At 70.6% G+C, this 17,359-nt stretch carries 15 protein-coding genes and 1 rRNA gene; 11 read left to right on the forward strand and 5 right to left on the reverse strand.

The genetic code is table 11. The annotated features are described in order from the left end of the window. Together A7B18_RS18515 and A7B18_RS18520 are read right to left on the reverse strand one after the other, a co-directional pair. Positions 1 to 108: ribosomal RNA gene (locus A7B18_RS18515) — 16S ribosomal RNA — on the reverse strand; the annotation flags it as partial. A gap of 292 nt (positions 109 to 400) precedes the next feature. Next, positions 401 to 2,239 (reverse strand): menaquinone biosynthesis decarboxylase, encoded by a 1,839-nt coding sequence (locus A7B18_RS18520; protein ID WP_102128175.1) that lies wholly within the window; start codon positions 2,237 to 2,239, stop codon positions 401 to 403. A gap of 122 nt (positions 2,240 to 2,361) precedes the next feature. Here A7B18_RS18520 and A7B18_RS18525 point away from each other — a divergent pair, with 122 nt between their 5' ends. After that, positions 2,362 to 3,921 (forward strand): DUF4153 domain-containing protein, encoded by a 1,560-nt coding sequence (locus A7B18_RS18525; protein WP_102128176.1) that lies wholly within the window; start codon positions 2,362 to 2,364, stop codon positions 3,919 to 3,921. Positions 3,922 to 3,933: 12 nt separating this feature from the next. Here A7B18_RS18525 and A7B18_RS18530 read toward each other — a convergent pair whose 3' ends face one another. Continuing rightward, positions 3,934 to 4,755 (reverse strand): potassium channel family protein, encoded by an 822-nt coding sequence (locus tag A7B18_RS18530; RefSeq protein WP_102128177.1) that lies wholly within the window; start codon positions 4,753 to 4,755, stop codon positions 3,934 to 3,936. A gap of 72 nt (positions 4,756 to 4,827) precedes the next feature. On the opposite strand from A7B18_RS18530, the gene A7B18_RS18535 reads away from it, so the two are divergent. From A7B18_RS18535 to A7B18_RS18550, 4 genes are all read left to right on the forward strand, one after another. Beyond that, positions 4,828 to 6,048, forward strand: a complete 1,221-nt coding sequence (locus A7B18_RS18535) for a M24 family metallopeptidase (RefSeq protein ID WP_180970240.1) — start codon at positions 4,828 to 4,830, stop codon at positions 6,046 to 6,048. 74 nt (positions 6,049 to 6,122) lie between these two features. Further along, positions 6,123 to 6,800, forward strand: a complete 678-nt coding sequence (locus A7B18_RS18540; RefSeq protein ID WP_102128178.1) for an SDR family oxidoreductase — start codon at positions 6,123 to 6,125, stop codon at positions 6,798 to 6,800. A gap of 69 nt (positions 6,801 to 6,869) precedes the next feature. Beyond that, positions 6,870 to 8,936: a prolyl oligopeptidase family serine peptidase gene (locus tag A7B18_RS18545; RefSeq protein ID WP_102128179.1), complete on the forward strand. Its 2,067-nt coding sequence runs from the start codon at positions 6,870 to 6,872 to the stop codon at positions 8,934 to 8,936. Between the two features lie 258 nt (positions 8,937 to 9,194). Next, the gene (locus A7B18_RS18550; RefSeq protein WP_102128180.1) at positions 9,195 to 10,136 is read left to right on the forward strand and encodes a ferritin-like domain-containing protein; all 942 of its coding nucleotides are present in this window, start codon (positions 9,195 to 9,197) and stop codon (positions 10,134 to 10,136) included. Positions 10,137 to 10,195: 59 nt separating this feature from the next. Here the strand turns inward: A7B18_RS18550 and A7B18_RS18555 are convergent, their stop codons facing one another. Next, the gene (locus A7B18_RS18555) at positions 10,196 to 10,861 is read right to left on the reverse strand and encodes an HAD family hydrolase (RefSeq protein ID WP_102128181.1); all 666 of its coding nucleotides are present in this window, start codon (positions 10,859 to 10,861) and stop codon (positions 10,196 to 10,198) included. Positions 10,862 to 10,951: 90 nt separating this feature from the next. Between A7B18_RS18555 and A7B18_RS18560 the strand changes: the two genes are divergently transcribed. After that, the gene (locus A7B18_RS18560; protein ID WP_102128182.1) at positions 10,952 to 11,563 is read left to right on the forward strand and encodes a DedA family protein; all 612 of its coding nucleotides are present in this window, start codon (positions 10,952 to 10,954) and stop codon (positions 11,561 to 11,563) included. A gap of 52 nt (positions 11,564 to 11,615) precedes the next feature. Then, positions 11,616 to 12,299: a DNA-3-methyladenine glycosylase family protein gene (locus A7B18_RS18565; RefSeq protein ID WP_102128183.1), complete on the forward strand. Its 684-nt coding sequence runs from the start codon at positions 11,616 to 11,618 to the stop codon at positions 12,297 to 12,299. Here A7B18_RS18565 and A7B18_RS18570 read toward each other — a convergent pair whose 3' ends face one another. Continuing rightward, entirely contained in the window at positions 12,300 to 12,989 is a 690-nt protein-coding gene (locus tag A7B18_RS18570) for a Crp/Fnr family transcriptional regulator (protein WP_102128184.1), read from the reverse strand. Between the two features lie 281 nt (positions 12,990 to 13,270). On the opposite strand from A7B18_RS18570, the gene A7B18_RS18575 reads away from it, so the two are divergent. From A7B18_RS18575 to A7B18_RS18590, 4 genes are all read left to right on the forward strand, one after another. Further along, positions 13,271 to 15,106 (forward strand): acyl-CoA dehydrogenase C-terminal domain-containing protein, encoded by a 1,836-nt coding sequence (locus A7B18_RS18575; RefSeq protein WP_102128185.1) that lies wholly within the window; start codon positions 13,271 to 13,273, stop codon positions 15,104 to 15,106. Between the two features lie 127 nt (positions 15,107 to 15,233). Next, positions 15,234 to 15,482, forward strand: a complete 249-nt coding sequence (locus A7B18_RS18580) for an FmdB family zinc ribbon protein (RefSeq protein WP_102128186.1) — start codon at positions 15,234 to 15,236, stop codon at positions 15,480 to 15,482. Next, the gene (locus A7B18_RS18585; RefSeq protein ID WP_102128187.1) at positions 15,479 to 16,582 is read left to right on the forward strand and encodes a S1C family serine protease; all 1,104 of its coding nucleotides are present in this window, start codon (positions 15,479 to 15,481) and stop codon (positions 16,580 to 16,582) included. The genes A7B18_RS18580 and A7B18_RS18585 overlap by 4 nt, the downstream gene beginning before the upstream one ends. Positions 16,583 to 16,668: 86 nt before the next feature. Then, positions 16,669 to 17,283 carry a deoxynucleoside kinase gene (locus A7B18_RS18590; RefSeq protein ID WP_102128188.1) on the forward strand — a complete coding sequence of 205 codons (615 nt, stop codon included), beginning with the start codon at positions 16,669 to 16,671 and terminating at the stop codon, positions 17,281 to 17,283. Positions 17,284 to 17,359 lie beyond the last annotated feature (76 nt).

The raw sequence follows: 17,359 nt of genomic DNA on the forward strand, positions 1-17,359 counted from the left end.
CGTTACTCACCCGTGCGCCACTCAGAGCCCGAAGACCCTGCGTTCGACTTGCATGTCTTAAGCACGCCGCCAGCGTTCACCCTGAGCCAGGATCAAACTCTCCATTGAGTCGTTCAGCACTGCCCTCACGGGCACTGTTGACATGCTTGATCCAAGCTTGCGCTTGGCTTGTGGAGCCCGGAGGCTCCTCACGAGTCTGGAGACACCCGGGGGGATGTCCGCTCGTACCACCCTGTCAGGTGGCCCTGTCATCGTCACTTGCACCAGCTTGTCATGCGTCCCGGCGGTCCTTTTTCGGGGTTCCGCCTCGCCCTTTTGATCAGGCGAAGGGAACTATAGGCCCTTTCCCCCGAGATGTCAACACCCCCGCGAAGCCGCTCGTAGGGGTGAGGGGAGGCGGTCAGCGAGCGGTCTCGGTCAACCCGTACAGGTGCCACAGGGCGTCCACGCGGCGGATGACCTCGGGCGTCATCTCGATCTTGGGGGGCCACTCGCGCACGAAGCCTTCCTCGGGCAACTTGCGGGCGCCGTCCCAGGCGAGGAGGCTCCCCACCTGCCGCACGTCGCGTTCGGGGTCGATGTTGTTGAGGATGGTCCACCACACGTCCTGGACGTTCTCCACGTCGGTCAGCTCGTCGCAGATCAGGAGGTGACGGACACCGCGGGCGGCGGGGTGGGCGGCGAAAGCCTCGGCGAGGGCCTGGGCCTGCCCGGGGCGGGTCTTGTGCAGGGCCACGGACCAGTAGCCGTCCGGGGTCTGGCGCTGGGCGAGTACCCCCTCGAAGGCGGGGAGGTCGGTGGCCGCGTGGGGGGTGAAACCTGCCTCCTCCCGCTCCTGGCCCTGATCCTCGCGGCTGCTCGCGGCGCTGCCCACCTCCTCGGGGAGCTTGCGAGTCGCGTCGATGATGAGCTTGCCGCCGTAGCCCCACCCCCGGCTGGAGTGGTCGAGCACGTCGGTGGGACCGCGTGTGACGAGGGTGTCCCGTCCGGGCTCGGCCCGCGCCGTCACCTCGCGCCACACCGCCCCGAAGTCGTTCACCGGCACGCCCTCGTTCACCACGACGATGACCTTGGCGAACATCATCTGGCCGAGGCCGAACAGGCCGTTGGCGACCTTGTACGCCTGGCCGGGGTACGTCTTCTTGACGCTCACCACGACGAGGTTGTGGGCGACTCCGGCGGGGGGCATGTGATAGTCCACGATCTCCGGCAAGATGAGCTGCGCGGCGGGGAGGAAGAGACGTTCGGAAGCCTCGATCAGGTAGGCGTCCTCCATCGGCGGGCGGCCCACGATGGTGGCGGGATAGACCGGGTTGCGCCGCATCGTGATCGCCGTGACGTGGAAGCGCGGGTAGAGGTCGGGGAGGGTGTAGAAGCCGGTGTGATCGCCGAAAGGGCCCTCCACGGCCCAGTCCTCGTGCGGGTCCACGTAGCCTTCGAGGACGAACTCGGCGTTGGCGGGCACGTCGAGATCGACGGTGACGCCCTTGGTGACGGGATACCGCTCGCCGCGCAGGTAGCCCGCGAGGGCGAACTCGTCGAGGCCGGGGATGGGCGGAAGGGGCGCGGTCGCCGCGTAGATCAGGGCGGGGTCCCCGCCGATGGCGACGGCGACCTCGAGCCGCTGGCCCAGCCGCTTCGCCTTTTCCAGATGCTTCGTCCCCGTCTTGTGGCGCTGCCAGTGCATCCCGGTGACCCTGGGGCCCATGACCTGCATCCGGTACATGCCCATGTTGCGCTCGCCCGTCTCGGGGTCGCGGGTGATCACCAGGGGCAGGGTCACGAAGGGGCCGCCGTCGAGGGGCCAGCACTTGAGGATGGGGAGCTTGCCGAGGTCCACCTCGTCTCCTCGCCACACGACCTCCTGGGCGGGGCCGGTTCGCACGCGGCGGGGCGGCAGGTTCATCGCGTCGCGGAGCTTGCCCACGTTGCCGAGCAGCCCGCCGAGGCCGCCGCTCCCCTTGAGGTCGATCAGGTGACGGACCTTGGCGGCGAGGTCGTCGAGGTCCTTGACCCCCAGGGCCAGCGCCGTGCGCTCGCGGGTGCCCATCAGGCCGATGACGAGGGGGAAGGGGCTGCCCCTGACGTGTTCGAACAACACCGCCGGGCCGCCCGACTTCACGAGGCGGTCGGCGATCTCGGTGATCTCCAGCTCGCGGTCCACGGGCACGGAGACGCGCACGAATTCGCCCCGCTCCTCCAGCAGGCGCATGAAGCTCTGTATGTCGGGGAAGGCCATAGGGCGAGTGTAGGGGTCAGAGGGGAGGGCAACCGTACTGGAGGGACGGCCTGAACCTCGCACCTAAAGGCGGACAACGAAAGGGGGACGAGATGTGAGAGCCCGGTGTGTACGGTTCCCCCATGACCCAACCGGAAGGAAGCCGCACCGCCGCCTCGGCCCCCTCGGAAGCCCCCCTCTTCCCCGCCCTGCCCCGACCCAAACGGGCCGCCCTGCCGCTCGCCGTGGCCGCCGGGCTGGCGGTCGCCGCACATGGCCTGACGGCGGGGGACGCTCTGGGGACGGGGGTAAACGTGGTGGTCTGGGTCGCCCTCCTCGTGGGTGTTCTTGTCTGGGCGCTGCGGCGAAAGGGACGGACACCCACGCGCGAGGCCGTGACGCTGCTGGGGCTGGGCCTCGCCTTCGCGGTGACGTTCGCGGTGTGGCGGGTGCCGATCACCTTCGCCCTCTTGAACGGCGTGGCCCTGCTGCTGTGCCTGATGCTGGGGGCGGCGTCCCTGCGGCATCCGGGGGCGAACCGGGCGGGGGTGTGGACGCTCGTCGGCACGGCCTTCACGGGTGGGCTGCGCTTCGTGTACGGGGGACCTGCCTTGCTCGAACGCTTTCCCTGGGCGCGGGTTCGACCGGCCCGGGGGAGCGGGGCGGGTCGCTGGGGCGTGGGGCTGCTCCTGACCGTGCCCGTGCTGCTGGTGTTCGGCGGGCTGCTCGCGGGGGCGGACGCGGGCTTCGGCACCTTGATCGCTCGGTTGTTCGACTGGGACCTGGGCGGCGTATGGGAGACGGGGTTGCGCCTGATCTTCTGGCTGGCCTTCGCGGGCGGGCTGGTCTACCCGGCGCTGCTGGCCCTGCGCCCGACCGTGTTCCCGGCGGGCGAGCCGTCCGGCCTTCCCCGGCTGGGGCTGGTCGAGGTGGGCCTTCCGCTGGCGGCGCTCGGGGCGCTGTTTGTCGTGTTCCTGGGAACCCAGCTTCCCTACTTCCTGAGCGGCACGGGCCTGCCGCAGGGCTTCACCTTCTCGGAATACGTGCGGCGGGGCTTCGGGGAGCTGATGGCGGTCGCCTTCCTGGCCCTGGGGCTGCTGCTCGGGGCGCACGCCATCACCCGGGAGGAGGTGAGGGCGGGGGCCGCGTACCGCCTGCTCAACCTCGTCGTGCTCGCGCCCCTCGCGCTCGTGCTCTTGAGCGCGGCGAACCGCTGGCGGCTGTACACGCTCGCGTACGGCCTGAGCGAGATTCGGGTCCTGGGGGCGGCCTTCCTGGTCTGGGTGGTGCTCGCCCTGGGTTGGTTCGCCGTGACGCTGTGGCGCGGGCGGCTGCGGCACTTCGCGTATCCGGCGCTGCTCCTGGGCCTCGGCACGCTGCTCGTGACCACCGCCCTGAATCCGGGGGCGCTGATCGCCCGGGTGAACGTCCACCGCGCCACGGCGGGCGTGACGAACGACCTGCGCCGCACGCCGCAGGGGGTGGAGGTCTGGACCCTCCTGAACCTCGGCGCGGACGCGGTGCCCGTCATCGTGGCGAACCTGGACCGCCTGACCCGGGTGTGCGGCTCCTCCCGGGACTGCCTCAACGACCGCGCCACCGTCCTGCGCCGACTGCAAGGCGAGTACGGCGACACCCGCGACCTCCGGCTCTGGAACGTCGGCGACGCGCGGGCCCGGCGGCTGGTGAGGGAACGGAGGTGAGGGGACCCGGCCCTACCCCCCGTCCTCCCCGCGTTCCAGGGCCGACCGCAGGTCCGCGATCTCCCGCCGCAGGGCCGAGAGTTCTCGTTGCAGCGCCGCGTTCGTCACCTCGTCGTCCTCACCGTCGGCGGCGGTCTGGTCCCGGCCCACGAAGAAGCTGGCGACGGACGCCGTGAGGTAGCCGAAGACCGCGAAGCCGTACAGGGCGAGGAGCCACCCGAGCACGCGGCCCTCCGCCGTCCTCGGAAAGTAGTCCGCACCCATCGTGACGAGGGTCATCGCCGTCCACCACAGCCAGGAGGCGTAGCCGGTCAGGCCGCTCTCGCGGGCGGCGGGCACGTCCTCGAAGGCGAGCATCCCCGCCGCCCCCGCGAGCGCGACGAGCAGGGTCAGCAGCGCCACGTACCCCACCCCCCGCCGCCGTACGGCCCGCCCGGCGGCGCGAAAGCCCCGGTTGAGCGACGTGAGGAGCCGCACCAGATTCAGCGAGCGGGTGGCCCGCAGCACCCGCACGGCCCGCAGCGCCGGGAAGACGCGCAGCACCCGCAGGGCAGGCAGGAAGAGGGACACCAGCGTGAGCCAGTTCGAGCGCAGGTAGGCCCACTTGTCGGGCGCCACCGTGAACGAGAGCAGGAAATCGAGGATGAACAGCACCCAGATGACGTTGCTCAGCCGTTGCAGCCCCGGCCCCAGCCCCCCCGTGAGGTCCACGACGAGGAGGGCGAGCCACACGAAGCCCAGGACGGTCATGGGCGCGTCGGTGAGGCGGTCGAGGTGGCGCAGCAGCTCCAGCCGCTCACGGTGCAGGCGCTGGGGGTCCGGCAGGCTGGACATGGGGGCCACCGTAGCAGGCGCGCGGGGAGTCCAGCCGACCGGCCCCGGCCTCTCGCCCCTTATCCTGCCCACATGACCCTCTCCCCCACCGAGGCCATGCGGCAGGCCCTGCAAGGCACCCCCCTCGACGGCTGGCTGCTGTACGACTTCCAGGGCCTCAACCCGCACGCGCGGCGGGTGCTCGACCTCCCGCCGGGCGCGCACCTCACCCGCCGCTTCTTCGTCTGGGTGCCGCGCGAGGGTCAGGCGGTGCTGCTCCACAACCACATCGAGGGGGGGACGTGGGCGGCCCTCTCCCGGGGCTGGGACGTGGAGCGCCGCGCCTTCGGGTCGCACGCGGAGCTCGACGCGCGGCTCTCCGAGGTCGTGGCCGGAAAGACGGTGGCGATGGAGTACAGCCCGCACGGGGCCGTGCCCTACGTCAGCCGGGTGGACGCCGGGACGGTCGAGCGGGTGCGGGCGGCGGGCGCGCGGGTGGAGAGCAGCGCCGACCTCCTCCAGGCCTTCCTGGTGTGGTCGCCGGGGGACTTCGTGGCGCACGGGCGGGCGGCGGCCCTCCTGATGCGGGCCAAGGACGACGCCTTCCGCCTGATCCACGAGCGGCTGCGCTCGGGCGAGGCGGTCACGGAATTGAAGGTACAGGCCGTGATCGAGCGGGCCATCGCGGAGGAAGGGCTGGAGAGCGGCCACCCCGTCAACGTCAGCTTCGGGGCGAACGCCGCCGACCCCCACTACGAACCGGGTGGGGAGCGGAACGCCATCCTGCGTCCCGGCGAGTGCGTGCTGATCGACCTCTGGGCGCAGGAGCCGGGCCGCCCTTTTGCGGACGTGACCTGGGTGGGCTTCGCGGGCGAGCCGGGCGCCGAGTACCGGGAGGCATGGGAGGCGGTGCGTGGTGCGCGGGACGCGGCCCTCACCCTCCTCCACGAGCGGCACGGCAACCTCCAGGGCTGGGAGGTGGACCGCGCGGCGCGGGACGCGATGGGCGAGACGTGGGCGCCTTACTTCCTCCACCGCACCGGGCACGACCTCGGGGTGCAGCTTCACGGCTCGGGGGCAAACCTCGACGATTACGAGACGCGCGACACCCGCCGCCTCACCCCCGGCCTCGCCGTGACGGTGGAGCCGGGCACCTACCCGCGCGAGCGGGGCTTCGGCATCCGCACCGAGGTCGACGTGTACCTCGCGCCGCACGGTCCGCAGGTCACCACCGACCTCCAGCGCCAGCCGTTCGTGCTCGGGTCGGGGGAGTGGGTGGACGTGCGGGCGGCGGCGTACGGGGCGGGGGGCTGAGTCCACGCCCGCGACCCTCGCCCCTTCCTCTGCCTTAACGTCTTCTGAACGGCCCCGCCCGGTAGGCTGGAGGTATGGCGAACCTCGGCTCCTCTACGATCATGCTGACGGGCGCGGGCGGCGCGCTGGCGACCGCCGTCGCCCAGGAACTGGAGGACGCGGGCGCGCAACTCGTCCTCGTCGGGCGCGGCGAGAGCCTCGCCAAGGCCGCCGACCGCTTTCCCGCGACCGAGGTGCTCGACCTCGACCTCACCGATCCCGCCAGCGTGGACGCCCTGCGCAAGGTCAAGGTGGACGCCCTCGTGCACACGGTGGGCGCCTACGCCCCGCAGGACGTTCAGAAGGCCACCGAGGAGGATCTGCGGCTGATGTTCGACACGAACATGTCCACCCTCTTCCACGCGGTGCAGGGCGCGCTACCCCATATGCTGCGGCAGAAAGACGGCATGATCATCGGCTTCAGCTCGGGCTCGGCGGCGCGGCTCAGCGGCCCCAAGTCGGCCCTCTACACCGCGAGCAAGGCCGCCGTCGCCGCCTACATCCTCAGCCTGCACGACGAACTCAAGGCCCGGGGCGTGCGCGGCTGCGTGCTGTACCCGATGGGCGCGGTCGACACCCCCAGAAACCGCGAGGCGGGCCTGAGCTGGGACGCCATGATCGACCCGCGCGGCCTCGCCAAGAGCGTCGCGCACGCCCTGACCCGGCCCGACCGGGCGCATGTGACCGAGCTGAAGGTGTATCCGGACGTGTAGGAGCGGTCAGCTTTTAGCGGTCAGCAGACACGGCCTCTCCTCCGGCGTTCCCGTGGCAGGATGGCGGGCATGACCCTTCAGTATCCGGAGTCGCCGCGCATGGAGCAGGTGGACGTGTACCGGGACGCGGGGGGGCGGGAGCGCCCGGTCGCCGATCCCTACCGCTGGCTCGAAGACCCCGACTCGCCGCCGACGCGGGCGTGGGTGGCGGCGCAGAACGAGGTGACGGGGGCGTTCCTGGCGGGCCTGCCCGCGCGGGAGGCGTACCGCGAGCGGCTGACGGCGCTGTGGGACTTCCCGAAAGACGGGGTGCCGTGGCGGCGCGGCGACCGCTACTTCCGCACCTCCAACCCGGGGCTGCTCAACCAGCCGCTTCTCCAGGTGGCGGACGCGCCGATGGGCCCCTGGCGCGAGCTGCTCGACCCCAACACGCTGAGCGCGGACGGCACCGTCGCCCTGATGGGGGCCTCGGTCAGCGAGGACGGCGCCCGGCTCGCCTACGGCACCCAAAGCGGGGGCAGCGACTGGCTGACGTGGCGGGTGCGGGACGTGGGAACCGGGGAGGACGCCCCCGACCAGATCGAGTGGAGCAAGTTCAGCGGCGCGGCGTGGCTCCCGGACGGCTCGGGCTTCTACTACGGGGCCTACGATCCCCCGGCCCAGGGAGACGCCCTGACCGGCACGAACCGGGGCCAGCGCCTGCTGCTCCACCGCCTCGGCACGGGGCAGGAGGCGGACGAGGTGATCCTCGCGCGGCCCGACGAGCCCGACTGGGGCTTCGGGGCGGACGTGACGCACGACGGGCGCTACCTGATCATCCACGTCTGGCTGGGAAGCAGCCCGCACAACCTGCTCTGGGTGCGGGAGGTGGGCGCCCAGGGCCCCTTCACCGAACTCGTGGGCGACTTCCGGGCGGGCTTCACGGTGGTCGGCAACGACGGCCCCACCCTCTTCGTGCGGACGGACGAGGGGGCGCCGCTCGGCAAGCTGATCGCCTGGAACGTGGAGACGGGCGAGCGCCGCGACGTGATCCCCGAGGGGCGGGACGCTCTGGAACACGTCGCCGTCGTGCCGGACGGGCTGCTGGCCCTCACCCTGCGGGACGCGAGCCACCGCCTTACCCTGCACGCGCGTTCGGGGGAGGTGCGGCGCGAGGTCGGGTTACCGACGCTGGGCTCGGTCACCGAACTCAACACGCGGCCCGAAGACCCCGAGGTCTATTTCGGCTTCACCTCCTTCCTGTTCCCCCTCACCCCGTACCGGCTGAGCCTGCCGGACGGGACGCCCGAGCCGCTCGCCGAGCCCGCCGTGGCCTTCGAGGCGGACGCCTTCGAGGTGCGCCAGGAGTTCACCCAAAGCCCCGACGGCACCCGTGTCCCGATGTTCCTCGTCCACCGCCGGGGACTGGAGCGTGACGGGGCGAATCCCACCCTGCTCTACGGCTACGGCGGCTTCGGGATCAGCCTGACGCCGGGCTTCAGCCCCTCGCGGCTCGCGTGGCTGGAGCGCGGCGGGGTGTACGTGCAGGCCAACCTGCGCGGCGGCGGCGAATACGGCGAGGCCTGGCACCAGGCGGGCACCCGCGAGCGCAAGGAGAACGTGTTCGACGACTTCATCGCGTGTGCGGAGCACCTGATCGAAACGGGCGTCACGTCCCCCGCCCACCTCGGCATCCAAGGCGGGAGCAACGGCGGCCTGCTGGTGGGCGCGTGCATGACGCGGCGCCCGGAGCTGTTCGGGGCCGTCGTGCCCCAGGTCGGCGTGCTCGACATGCTCCGGTATCACCTCTTCACCATCGGCTGGGCGTGGGCGACCGACTACGGGCGGGCGGACGACCCGGCCATGTTCGACCTCCTGTGGTCCTACTCGCCGCTGCACACCCTCCGCGAGGGCACGGCCTACCCCCCCACCCTGATCACGACCGGCGACCACGACGACCGGGTGGTCCCGGCCCACTCCTTCAAGTTCGCGGCGGCCCTGCAACACGCGCAGGGAGGCGAGGCGCCCGTCCTCATCCGCATCCAGACGCGCGCCGGGCACGGGGCGGGTAAACCCACCGCCCTCGTGATCGAGGAGGCCGCCGATGTGTGGGCCTTCTTGGAGTGGGCGCTCGGTGAGCGGGCGTCTCACGGCTAGGCACCGGGGGCTCCCCACACCAGATTCGAGTGCGCCGCCGGGCGAGTTCTCGGCGACCCCTGATGTTCATGCGGCCTTCATCGTCTCCGGGTTCCGGGGAGTGGAGTCATCCAAAGCCGGGGGAGCGGCATAGAGGCAGGGTGAAGCGACGCCAGCGAGCAGAACCTCTGCCCCACGCGTGACGGGTTCGTCTCCAGACGGCCCCGGGTCTTCGCCGTCTGTCTCCGTTCGTCCCCTTTCCTTCTGGAGGTTCCACCTATGAGCAGCGACACGCAGGGCACGAGCACCCGCCGCAAATTCCTCGGCATGGCCGGTCTGATGGGCGCGGGCGCCGTGTTGTCGGGCTGCACGAGCGTCATCGCCACGACGCCGAGCCAGGACAACGGCCTCGACGCGGCCATCTTCAACTTCGCCCTCAACTTGGAGTACCTGGAGGCCGCCTTCTACCTCGCCGCCGTGGGCCGCCTGGGTGAGCTGGACGCCGCGGGGGGCAGCAGCGCCCGCGTGACCCTGCCCCAGGGCTTCGACGGCAAGTCGGCCATCCCCGGGCTGTCCGCCGAGGTCCGCGCCTACGCCGAGGAGATCGCCTCGGACGAGCTGGCCCACGTCAAGGTCATCCGCTCGGTGCTGGGCGGCGCCGCCGTCGCGCAGCCGCAACTCGACCTCGGCCCGGCCTTCGCCGCCGCCGGGAACGCCGCCTCGAACGGGGCCATCACGAACTTCAACCCCTACGCCAACGAGCTGTTCTTCCTGCACGGCGCGTTCATCTTCGAGGACGTGGGCGTCACCGCCTACAAGGGAGCGGCGCGCTTCCTCGACGACCAGAAGGCGGGCGGCAACCTGGAGAACGCGGCGGGCATCCTGGCGGTCGAGGCGTACCACTCGGGCGCCATCCGCACCCTGCTCTCCCAGCGCCGGACCCAGCAGGCCGCCGCCGGGCTGACCGTCGAGCAGGTCGTGCAGGCCATCAGCAACCTGCGCGACGCGGTGGACGGCAGCGACGACCGCGACCAGGGCATCACCATGAACGGCATGGCGAACATCGTCCCCGCCGACGCCAACGCCATCGCCTTCAGCCGCACCCCCCGTCAGGTGGCGAACATCGTCTTCCTCGACACGACGGGCAAGGCAGCGAAGGGCGGCTTCTTCCCGAACGGCCTGACCGACGACGGCAACCTGGGCAAGCTGCTCGCCCTCTGAGTTTTCACCCCCCGTACGCGCCCCGGTCAACGGTTCCGGGGCGCGTTCTCGTTGAGGCCTTACCCCCCCGCCACCCGCACCAGCTCCTCCAGCCCGCCCGCGTATCCGCCGTCCAGCCGGGGCCACTCGGGCGGGAAGGGCTGGGTGCGGGTCACGTCGTTGGGCACGACGACCACCCGGCATCCGGCGGCGACGGCGGCGGTGGCCCCGTTGAGGCTGTCCTCGACGGCGAGGCATTCCCCGGGACGCAGACTCAGGCGGGAGGCGGCGAGCGAATACAGCTCGGGGTCGGGCTTGACCCGGCGCACGTCGTCACGGGTGGCGAGGACCTCGAACAGGCTCAGGAGGCGGTGTTGCTCCAGCCAGCGGGTGACCCAGGCCCGGTCGCTGCTCGTGGCGAGGGCGAGGCGCAGGCCCGCCCCGGCGATCCCCTCCAGCACGTCGCGCACCCCGGGCCGCAGGTCCTGTTCGGCGATGTCGGAGACGATGCGCTCGTGCAGCCCCAGCCGGACCTGCTCGCGGTCGGCCAGGACGTGCTCGGGCAATCCCGCCCAGGGGTCGAAGGCGTCCCAGGTGCCGATGCCGCGCTGCCAGTCCGCGAGGGCGAGTTCGCGCCCGTGTTCGCGGTAGAGCGTCTGCCAGTGCCAGAACTCGCGCGTCTCGGTGTCGAGGATGGTGCCGTCGAAGTCGAAGATCAGGGCGCGCAGGGCCGGGAGGGGGGACATGGGGGCAGTCTAGGGCGGCGCCCCTCCCCGGGCCCCGGGGACCCACCTTTGGTGGAGGCGCCTCACCGTCCCAGCGGCTAGGCTGGGCAAATGGCCGAATGGGTACAAAACCTGATGGACAGCATGGGCTACCTGGGCATCCTGCTGCTGATGATCCTGGAAAACGTGTTTCCGCCCATTCCCAGCGAGCTGATCATGCCCTCGGCGGGCTTCGCGGCCTCGCGCGGGGACCTCAACATCTTCATGGTGATCGCGATGGGCACCCTGGGCAGCGTCCTGGGCACCCTGCCGCTGTATTACATCGGGCGCGCGTTCGGCGAGGAAAGGCTCGTCGAGTGGGCCGACAAGTACGGCAGGTGGCTCACCCTGCGCGGCTCGGACATCCGCCGGGCCGACGACTGGTTCGACCGCCACGGCACCAAGGCGGTGCTCTTCGGGCGCATGGTCCCCGGCATCCGCAGCCTGCTGAGCCTCCCGGCGGGCATGAGCGAGATGCCGCTGCCCAAGTTCCTGATCTACAGCGCCATCGGCTCGGGGCTGTGGGCGTCCCTGCTCGCCGGGGCCGGGTACCTGCTGGGCGAGAATTACGACCGGGTGGAGCACTACGTCGGCCCCGCCTCCAGGATCATCCTGGCCGTCGTCGTCGTCGCCGCCGTGGTGTGGTTCCTGCGCCGCAAGCGCGAACAGGCTGCGAAAGCGTAGGGGACGGGCGCCACCGTTTCCACCACCGGGGTGCGCTTGAATAGCCCTTCCCGTGACCACCTCCTCCTCCGCCCCTGCCCTCCCCCTCACCGACCACACGGAGGCCGTGCTGCGGCTGAGCGGTGATCCCGCCCTCGCCGACCTGATCGCGCGGGTGGGCGCTCTGCCGGTCCTCTCCCCCACCCCCGACCCCTTCGGCACCCTCGTGCGGAGCGTGGCGGGGCAACAGCTCTCGGTCAAGGCGGCGGCGAGCATCTACGCCCGGCTGGTGGGGAGGCTCGGGGAGGTGACGCCGGGGACCCTGCTGACCGCCCCACCGGAAGACCTGCGCGCCCTGGGTCTCTCCTGGGCCAAGGTCCGCACCGTGCGCGCGCTCGCGGAGGCGGCGCTGGACGGTCGGGTGGACTTCGCGCACCTGGAGGCGCTGCCCGACGAGGCGGTCCTCGAGCGGCTGACGCCCCTGCCCGGCATCGGGCGCTGGACCGTCGAGATGTTCCTGATGTTCGGCCTCGCCCGGCCCGACGTGTTCAGCTTCGGGGATCTGGTCTTGCGGCAGGAGCTGGAGCGGCTGCACCCCGGCGCCCTCACCCGCACGGAACAGAACGAGGTCGTGCGCGCGTGGTCGCCTCACCGCACGCTCGCGTCCCGGTACCTCTGGGCGGAGAAGACCCGCCGCCGACTCTCTGCCGGGGCGGGCACCGTGACGGGTGACCTGACCTTGACGGACCCGCTCTGACTACTCTTCCAGGTAGCGCTTCAGGCCCTCCAGCCGGACGATCATGGGCGCGCGGGCGCGGACGATGGCCCCCTCCTGCTTGAGTTTGCCGAGGGAGTGGCTGACCGTCTCGCGGGTGGCGCCGACCATGCGGGCGATGTCTTCCTGGTTGAGCTTCAACGCGAGTTCGACCCCCTGGTTGTGGGGCCGCCCGAACTCGCGGGCGAGGCGGTAGAGCAGGCTGGCGACGCGCTCGGGAGCGCTGTAGGCACTCACGGCGGCGGTCCACGACTGCGCCTCGAAAAGCCGGGCGGCCATCAGGCGGATGAGCTTCATGGCGAGGTCGGGCTTGGTGTTCAGGAGCTTTTGCAGCTCGGTGCGCGGGAGCACGATCAGGGTGGTGCGCTCCAGGGCCTCGGCCTGGGTGGGACGCCTCTCCTCGGGTTGCAGCAGCAGCTCCCCGAAGGTGTCGTGCTGGCCGATCACGCCCAGGATGGCCTCCTTGCCGTTGGGAAAGAGCTTGCTGATCTTCACGAGGCCGCTGCGGACGAAATACAGGGCGTCTGCCGGGTCGTCCATGCGGTAGATGACCTCGCCCGGCTGGTACGAGCGGTAGGGCGTCGTGGCGGCCACGCGCTCCAATTCCGTCAGCTCAAGGTCCGCGAACAGCTCCGTGCGCTTGAGGTGCCAGACCAGGCTTGGATAATTCATGATCAGGGTCAGGATACCCGAAACTCTGCCGGAGGCGCGGACGAACCGGCAGCCAGACCCGGCGCGCCCCCCTGTCAGTCCGTTCTACACGGACAACCCCGCAAATTCACCTGAAAAGGCGGTGTATAGTGACCCGCTCTCCTTGCGCCTCCGTGCGGCTCCGGAGCCCCCCGCGGGCCGCCCCGTGACTTTCGCCCCGCGAAGTTTTAGACTGGGTACAATCAACAGCACCGGGCGCGCCCCGCCCCAAGAGCGGCGAGCCCCCAAGGAGGAGAGACCCTATGCCCCAGTACAAGGCCCCCCTGCGCGACATCAAGTTTCTGATGCACGAGTTGCTTCAGGCCCCCCAGGCCCTCGGCGCCCTGCCCTTTTACGCGCAGAACGAGACCGCCGACGCCGAGCTGATGAACCAGGTTCTCGAGGAGGCCGCCCGCTTCGTCGAGACCGAACTCGTGCCCCTGAACCGGGTCGGCGACGAGGAGGGCTGCACCTGGCACCCGGGCGGGGTCGTGACCACCCCGACGGGCTTCAAGGCCGCCTACGACAAGTACCGCCAGGCGGGGTGGACCGCCCTCGACGCCGACCCCGAGTACGGCGGACAGGGGATGCCGCACCTTGTCAGCAACGTCCTCGTCGAGCTGCTGAACTCGGCGAACGTCGCGTGGTCGATGTACCCCGGCCTCTCGCACGGGGCGTACTCGGCCCTGCACGCGGTCGGCAGCCAGGAACTCAAAGACACCTACCTCCCTAGGCTCGTGAGCGGCGAGTGGACGGGCACGATGTGCCTCACCGAGCCGCACGCGGGCACCGACCTGGGGATCATCCGCACCAAGGCGCAAGGCAACGGCGACGGCTCCTACGCGATCACCGGCACCAAGATCTTCATCAGCGCGGGTGAGCACGACCTGGCGGAGAACATCGTCCACCTCGTCCTGGCGCGGCTGGAGGGCAGCCCGGCGGGCACGAAGGGGATCAGCCTCTTCCTGGTGCCCAAGTTCCTGCCGAACGCGGACGGGAGCGTGGGCGAGCGCAACGGCGTGGTCTGCGGCTCCATCGAGCACAAGATGGGCATTCACGGCAACGCGACCGCCGTGCTGAACTTCGACGGGGCGAGGGGCTTCCTCGTCGGCGAAGTCAACAAGGGCATGAACAACATGTTCATCATGATGAACGCCGCCCGCCTCGGCACCGGGCTCCAGGGCCTCGCGCTCGGCGAGGTGGCGTACCAGAACGCCCTCGTCTACGCCAAGGACCGGATTCAGATGCGCCACGAGCCGCGCGTGGACCCGGCGCAGGAGGCCGACCCCATCATCGTGCACCCCGACGTGCGCCGGATGCTGCTGACGGGCAAGGCGTACACCGAGGCGGGCCGCGCGATGGCGATGTGGCTGGCGCTGAGCATCGACATCGAGCACCACCACCCCGACGAGGCGAAGCGCAAGGAGGCCGCCGACCTCGTGGCGCTGCTGACGCCCATCGCCAAGGCGTTCATGACCGACAACGGCTTCAACGTCGCGGTGCTGAGCCAGCAGGTGTACGGCGGGCACGGCTACATCCGCGAGTGGGGCATGGAGCAGTTCGTGCGCGACGCGCGCATCTCCCAGATCTACGAGGGCACGAACGGCGTCCAGGCGCTCGACCTGTTGGGCCGCAAGGTGCTGATGGACGGCGGCAAGAAGCTCCAGAAGCTTGCCGGGACGCTGCAACAGTTCGTCGAGGAGAACGAGGGCGACGAGGAGCTGGCCCCCTACCTCGACGCGCTCGGCAAGGCGGCCAACCAACTCGGCAGCCTGACGATGGTCGTGGGTCAGAAGGCGCTGGCGGGCCCCGAGGGTGCCGACGAGGTGAACGCGGTCGCCGTCGATTACCTGCGCTTCTTCGGGCACGTCGTCTACGGCTACCTGTGGGCGCGGATGGCGAAGATCGCCGCGCAGAAGGTGCAGGCCGGGCAGGACCGCGACGGCTTCTACCTCGGCAAGCTCCAGACCGCCCGTTTCTACTTCGCCAAGCTCTTCCCCGAGACCAAGGCGCTCGCCGCCACGATCAAGGCCGGGAACGAGTCGCTGGCGGTGGACGACCGGGTGTTCGGGCTGGAGCGGCCCCTCGTCGGCGCGTAATCCCGTCTCAGATCAACGAGGCCCTCACCCCCAGACGGGTGGGGGTCTTCACGTTCGGTCTGGCGGGACTTGCCTCCCCGTGCCCTCATGTCCGCCTTGCTAGATTGACCGCTGGAGAACCGAGGCCATGCCCACCTACGTCTACAAGAACATCGAGACCGGCGAAACGTTCGAGATCAAGCAGAGCATTCACGACGAGGCGCTCAGCACCCACCCCGAGACGGGCGCCCCCATCAAGCGGGTGCCCTCGCAGCCGGGCCTGGTGTTTCGGGGGAGCGGGTTTTACGTGACCGACTCGCGGCCCAAATCCGCCGAGACGGGAACGAGTAAGGCCACCGGCACGGACGGCGGGGGCAAGGGGGGCGGCGGCGAGTGAAGCCCCTGGCCCGTGCCGCCGGACTCGCGCTGCTGCTTTTTGCCGCGGCGACGGGCGCCTACGTCACGGGCCGGGTGCAGGCCCAGCGCACCCTGGTCACCGCCGACGAGATCAACACGGTGGAGGTGGCGCAGGCGGCCCTCCCGGCGGTCGTGCGGGTGGACGCCCGGCTGCGCAAGGACGTGCTTCAGGCGGGCGACGACCCGGTGGAGACGGGCACGGGTTTTTTCTACAAGCGCGACCTGATCGTCACGAACTACCACGTCATCCAGTACCAGGAGTCGGTGAGCGTGACCCTCTCCAACGGGCGGCGGGTGACGGCCAGGGTCGAGGGCGTGGACCCCGGCATCGACATCGCCATCCTGCGGGTGACGGGGGTGACGGCCCCCCGGACGCTGAGCTTCGGGCGCAGCGCGGGCCTGCTGCCGGGGCAGAAGCTCATCACCATCGGCACGCCGCTGCGGATTCCGAATTTCGTGGCGACGGGCGTGTTCAGCGTGGCGGCGAGTGCGCGCGACGTGCCCCGCAACGACCAGCTCGGCGGGGAGATCGGGCAGTACCTCGTGACGACCACCAATATCCAGGGCGGCAACAGCGGCGGCCCGGTGCTCGACTCGCGCGGGGCGGTGGTGGGCGTGGCCGACGCGAACGCCGCGCCGAACAACTTCGTGCCCGGTGTGATCGGCATCGCGATTCCCGGCGACCTCGTGCGCCAGAGCCTCGAAGACCTCGAGCAGGTCGGCGTGCCCCAGCGCGGCACCCTGGGCGTGACCCTGGCCGACCTCGACAGCCTGGAGCCGGCCCTGCGCCAGCTCGCCGGGCTGAGCAGCAGCGAGGGGGCGCTGGTGGACGAGGTGCCCGCCGGAACTGCCGGGGCACGGGCGGGGCTGCGCGGCTCCCTGCGCAACAGCCGCGGCCAGCTTCTCGCGCCGCTGGGGGACATCATCGTCGCGGTGGACGGGCAGCGGGTGCGCGGCAGCTTCGACGTGATCCGCCTCGTCGCGGCCAAGCGGCCCGGCCAGACCGTGAACCTGCGGGTGTGGCGCAACCGCAAGAGCGTGGACGTGCGGGTGCCGCTCCAGAAGCGGACCTTACAGTAGAGCGGTCAGCGAGAGGGAGCCCAGGCCCGGGCCTGGGCTCTTCCTGCTGACGGCTGAGGGCTCCAGGCCCTATCATCTCCCCCGCTATGTACGTCGTCGTGGAAGGCCCCATCGGGGTAGGAAAGACCAGCCTCGCGGGCAGGCTCGCGGCGCGCTACGGCGCGGAACTCAACCTGGAGGTCGTGGAGGAAAACCCCTTCCTGGCCCGCTTCTACGAGTCGCCGGAGGTCTACGCCTTCCAGGTGCAGGTCTTTTTCCTGCTCTCGCGCTTCAAGCAGCTCTCGGCCCTCGCCCAGCCGGGGCTGTGGAGCGGCCACGTCGTCAGCGACTACCTCTTCGACAAGGACTTCATCTTCGCGGCGATGAACCTGCGTGATGCCGAATTCGCCCTCTATGAAGACCTGTACGCTCACCTCTCTCCTCGGCTGCCCACCCCCGACCTCGTGGTGTACCTGCGGGCCGAGCCGGGCCTCCTTCTCTCGCGCATCGAGAAGCGGGGCCGTCCCTTCGAGCGCACCATGCAGGCCGCCTACCTCGCTGAGCTCAGCAACCGCTACGACGAATACTTCCGCACCTACCCGGGCCGCCTCCTGACGGTGGACGCGAGCGGGTACGACTTCGTGGGCAAGACTGAGGACGAGCAGGCGATTCTTACGCGGGTGGACGAGGCGTTACAGGCGGAAGGGGCGGTGAGGGGATGAAAGAGCGTCAGTGGTCAGTGGTCAGTGGTCTGTGGGTGGGGGGCAGTGTTGTTCCCACTCACCACTTCCCACTCAC

The organism is Deinococcus planocerae, from assembly GCF_002869765.1.
Taxonomy (GTDB): Bacteria; Deinococcota; Deinococci; order Deinococcales; family Deinococcaceae; genus Deinococcus; species Deinococcus planocerae.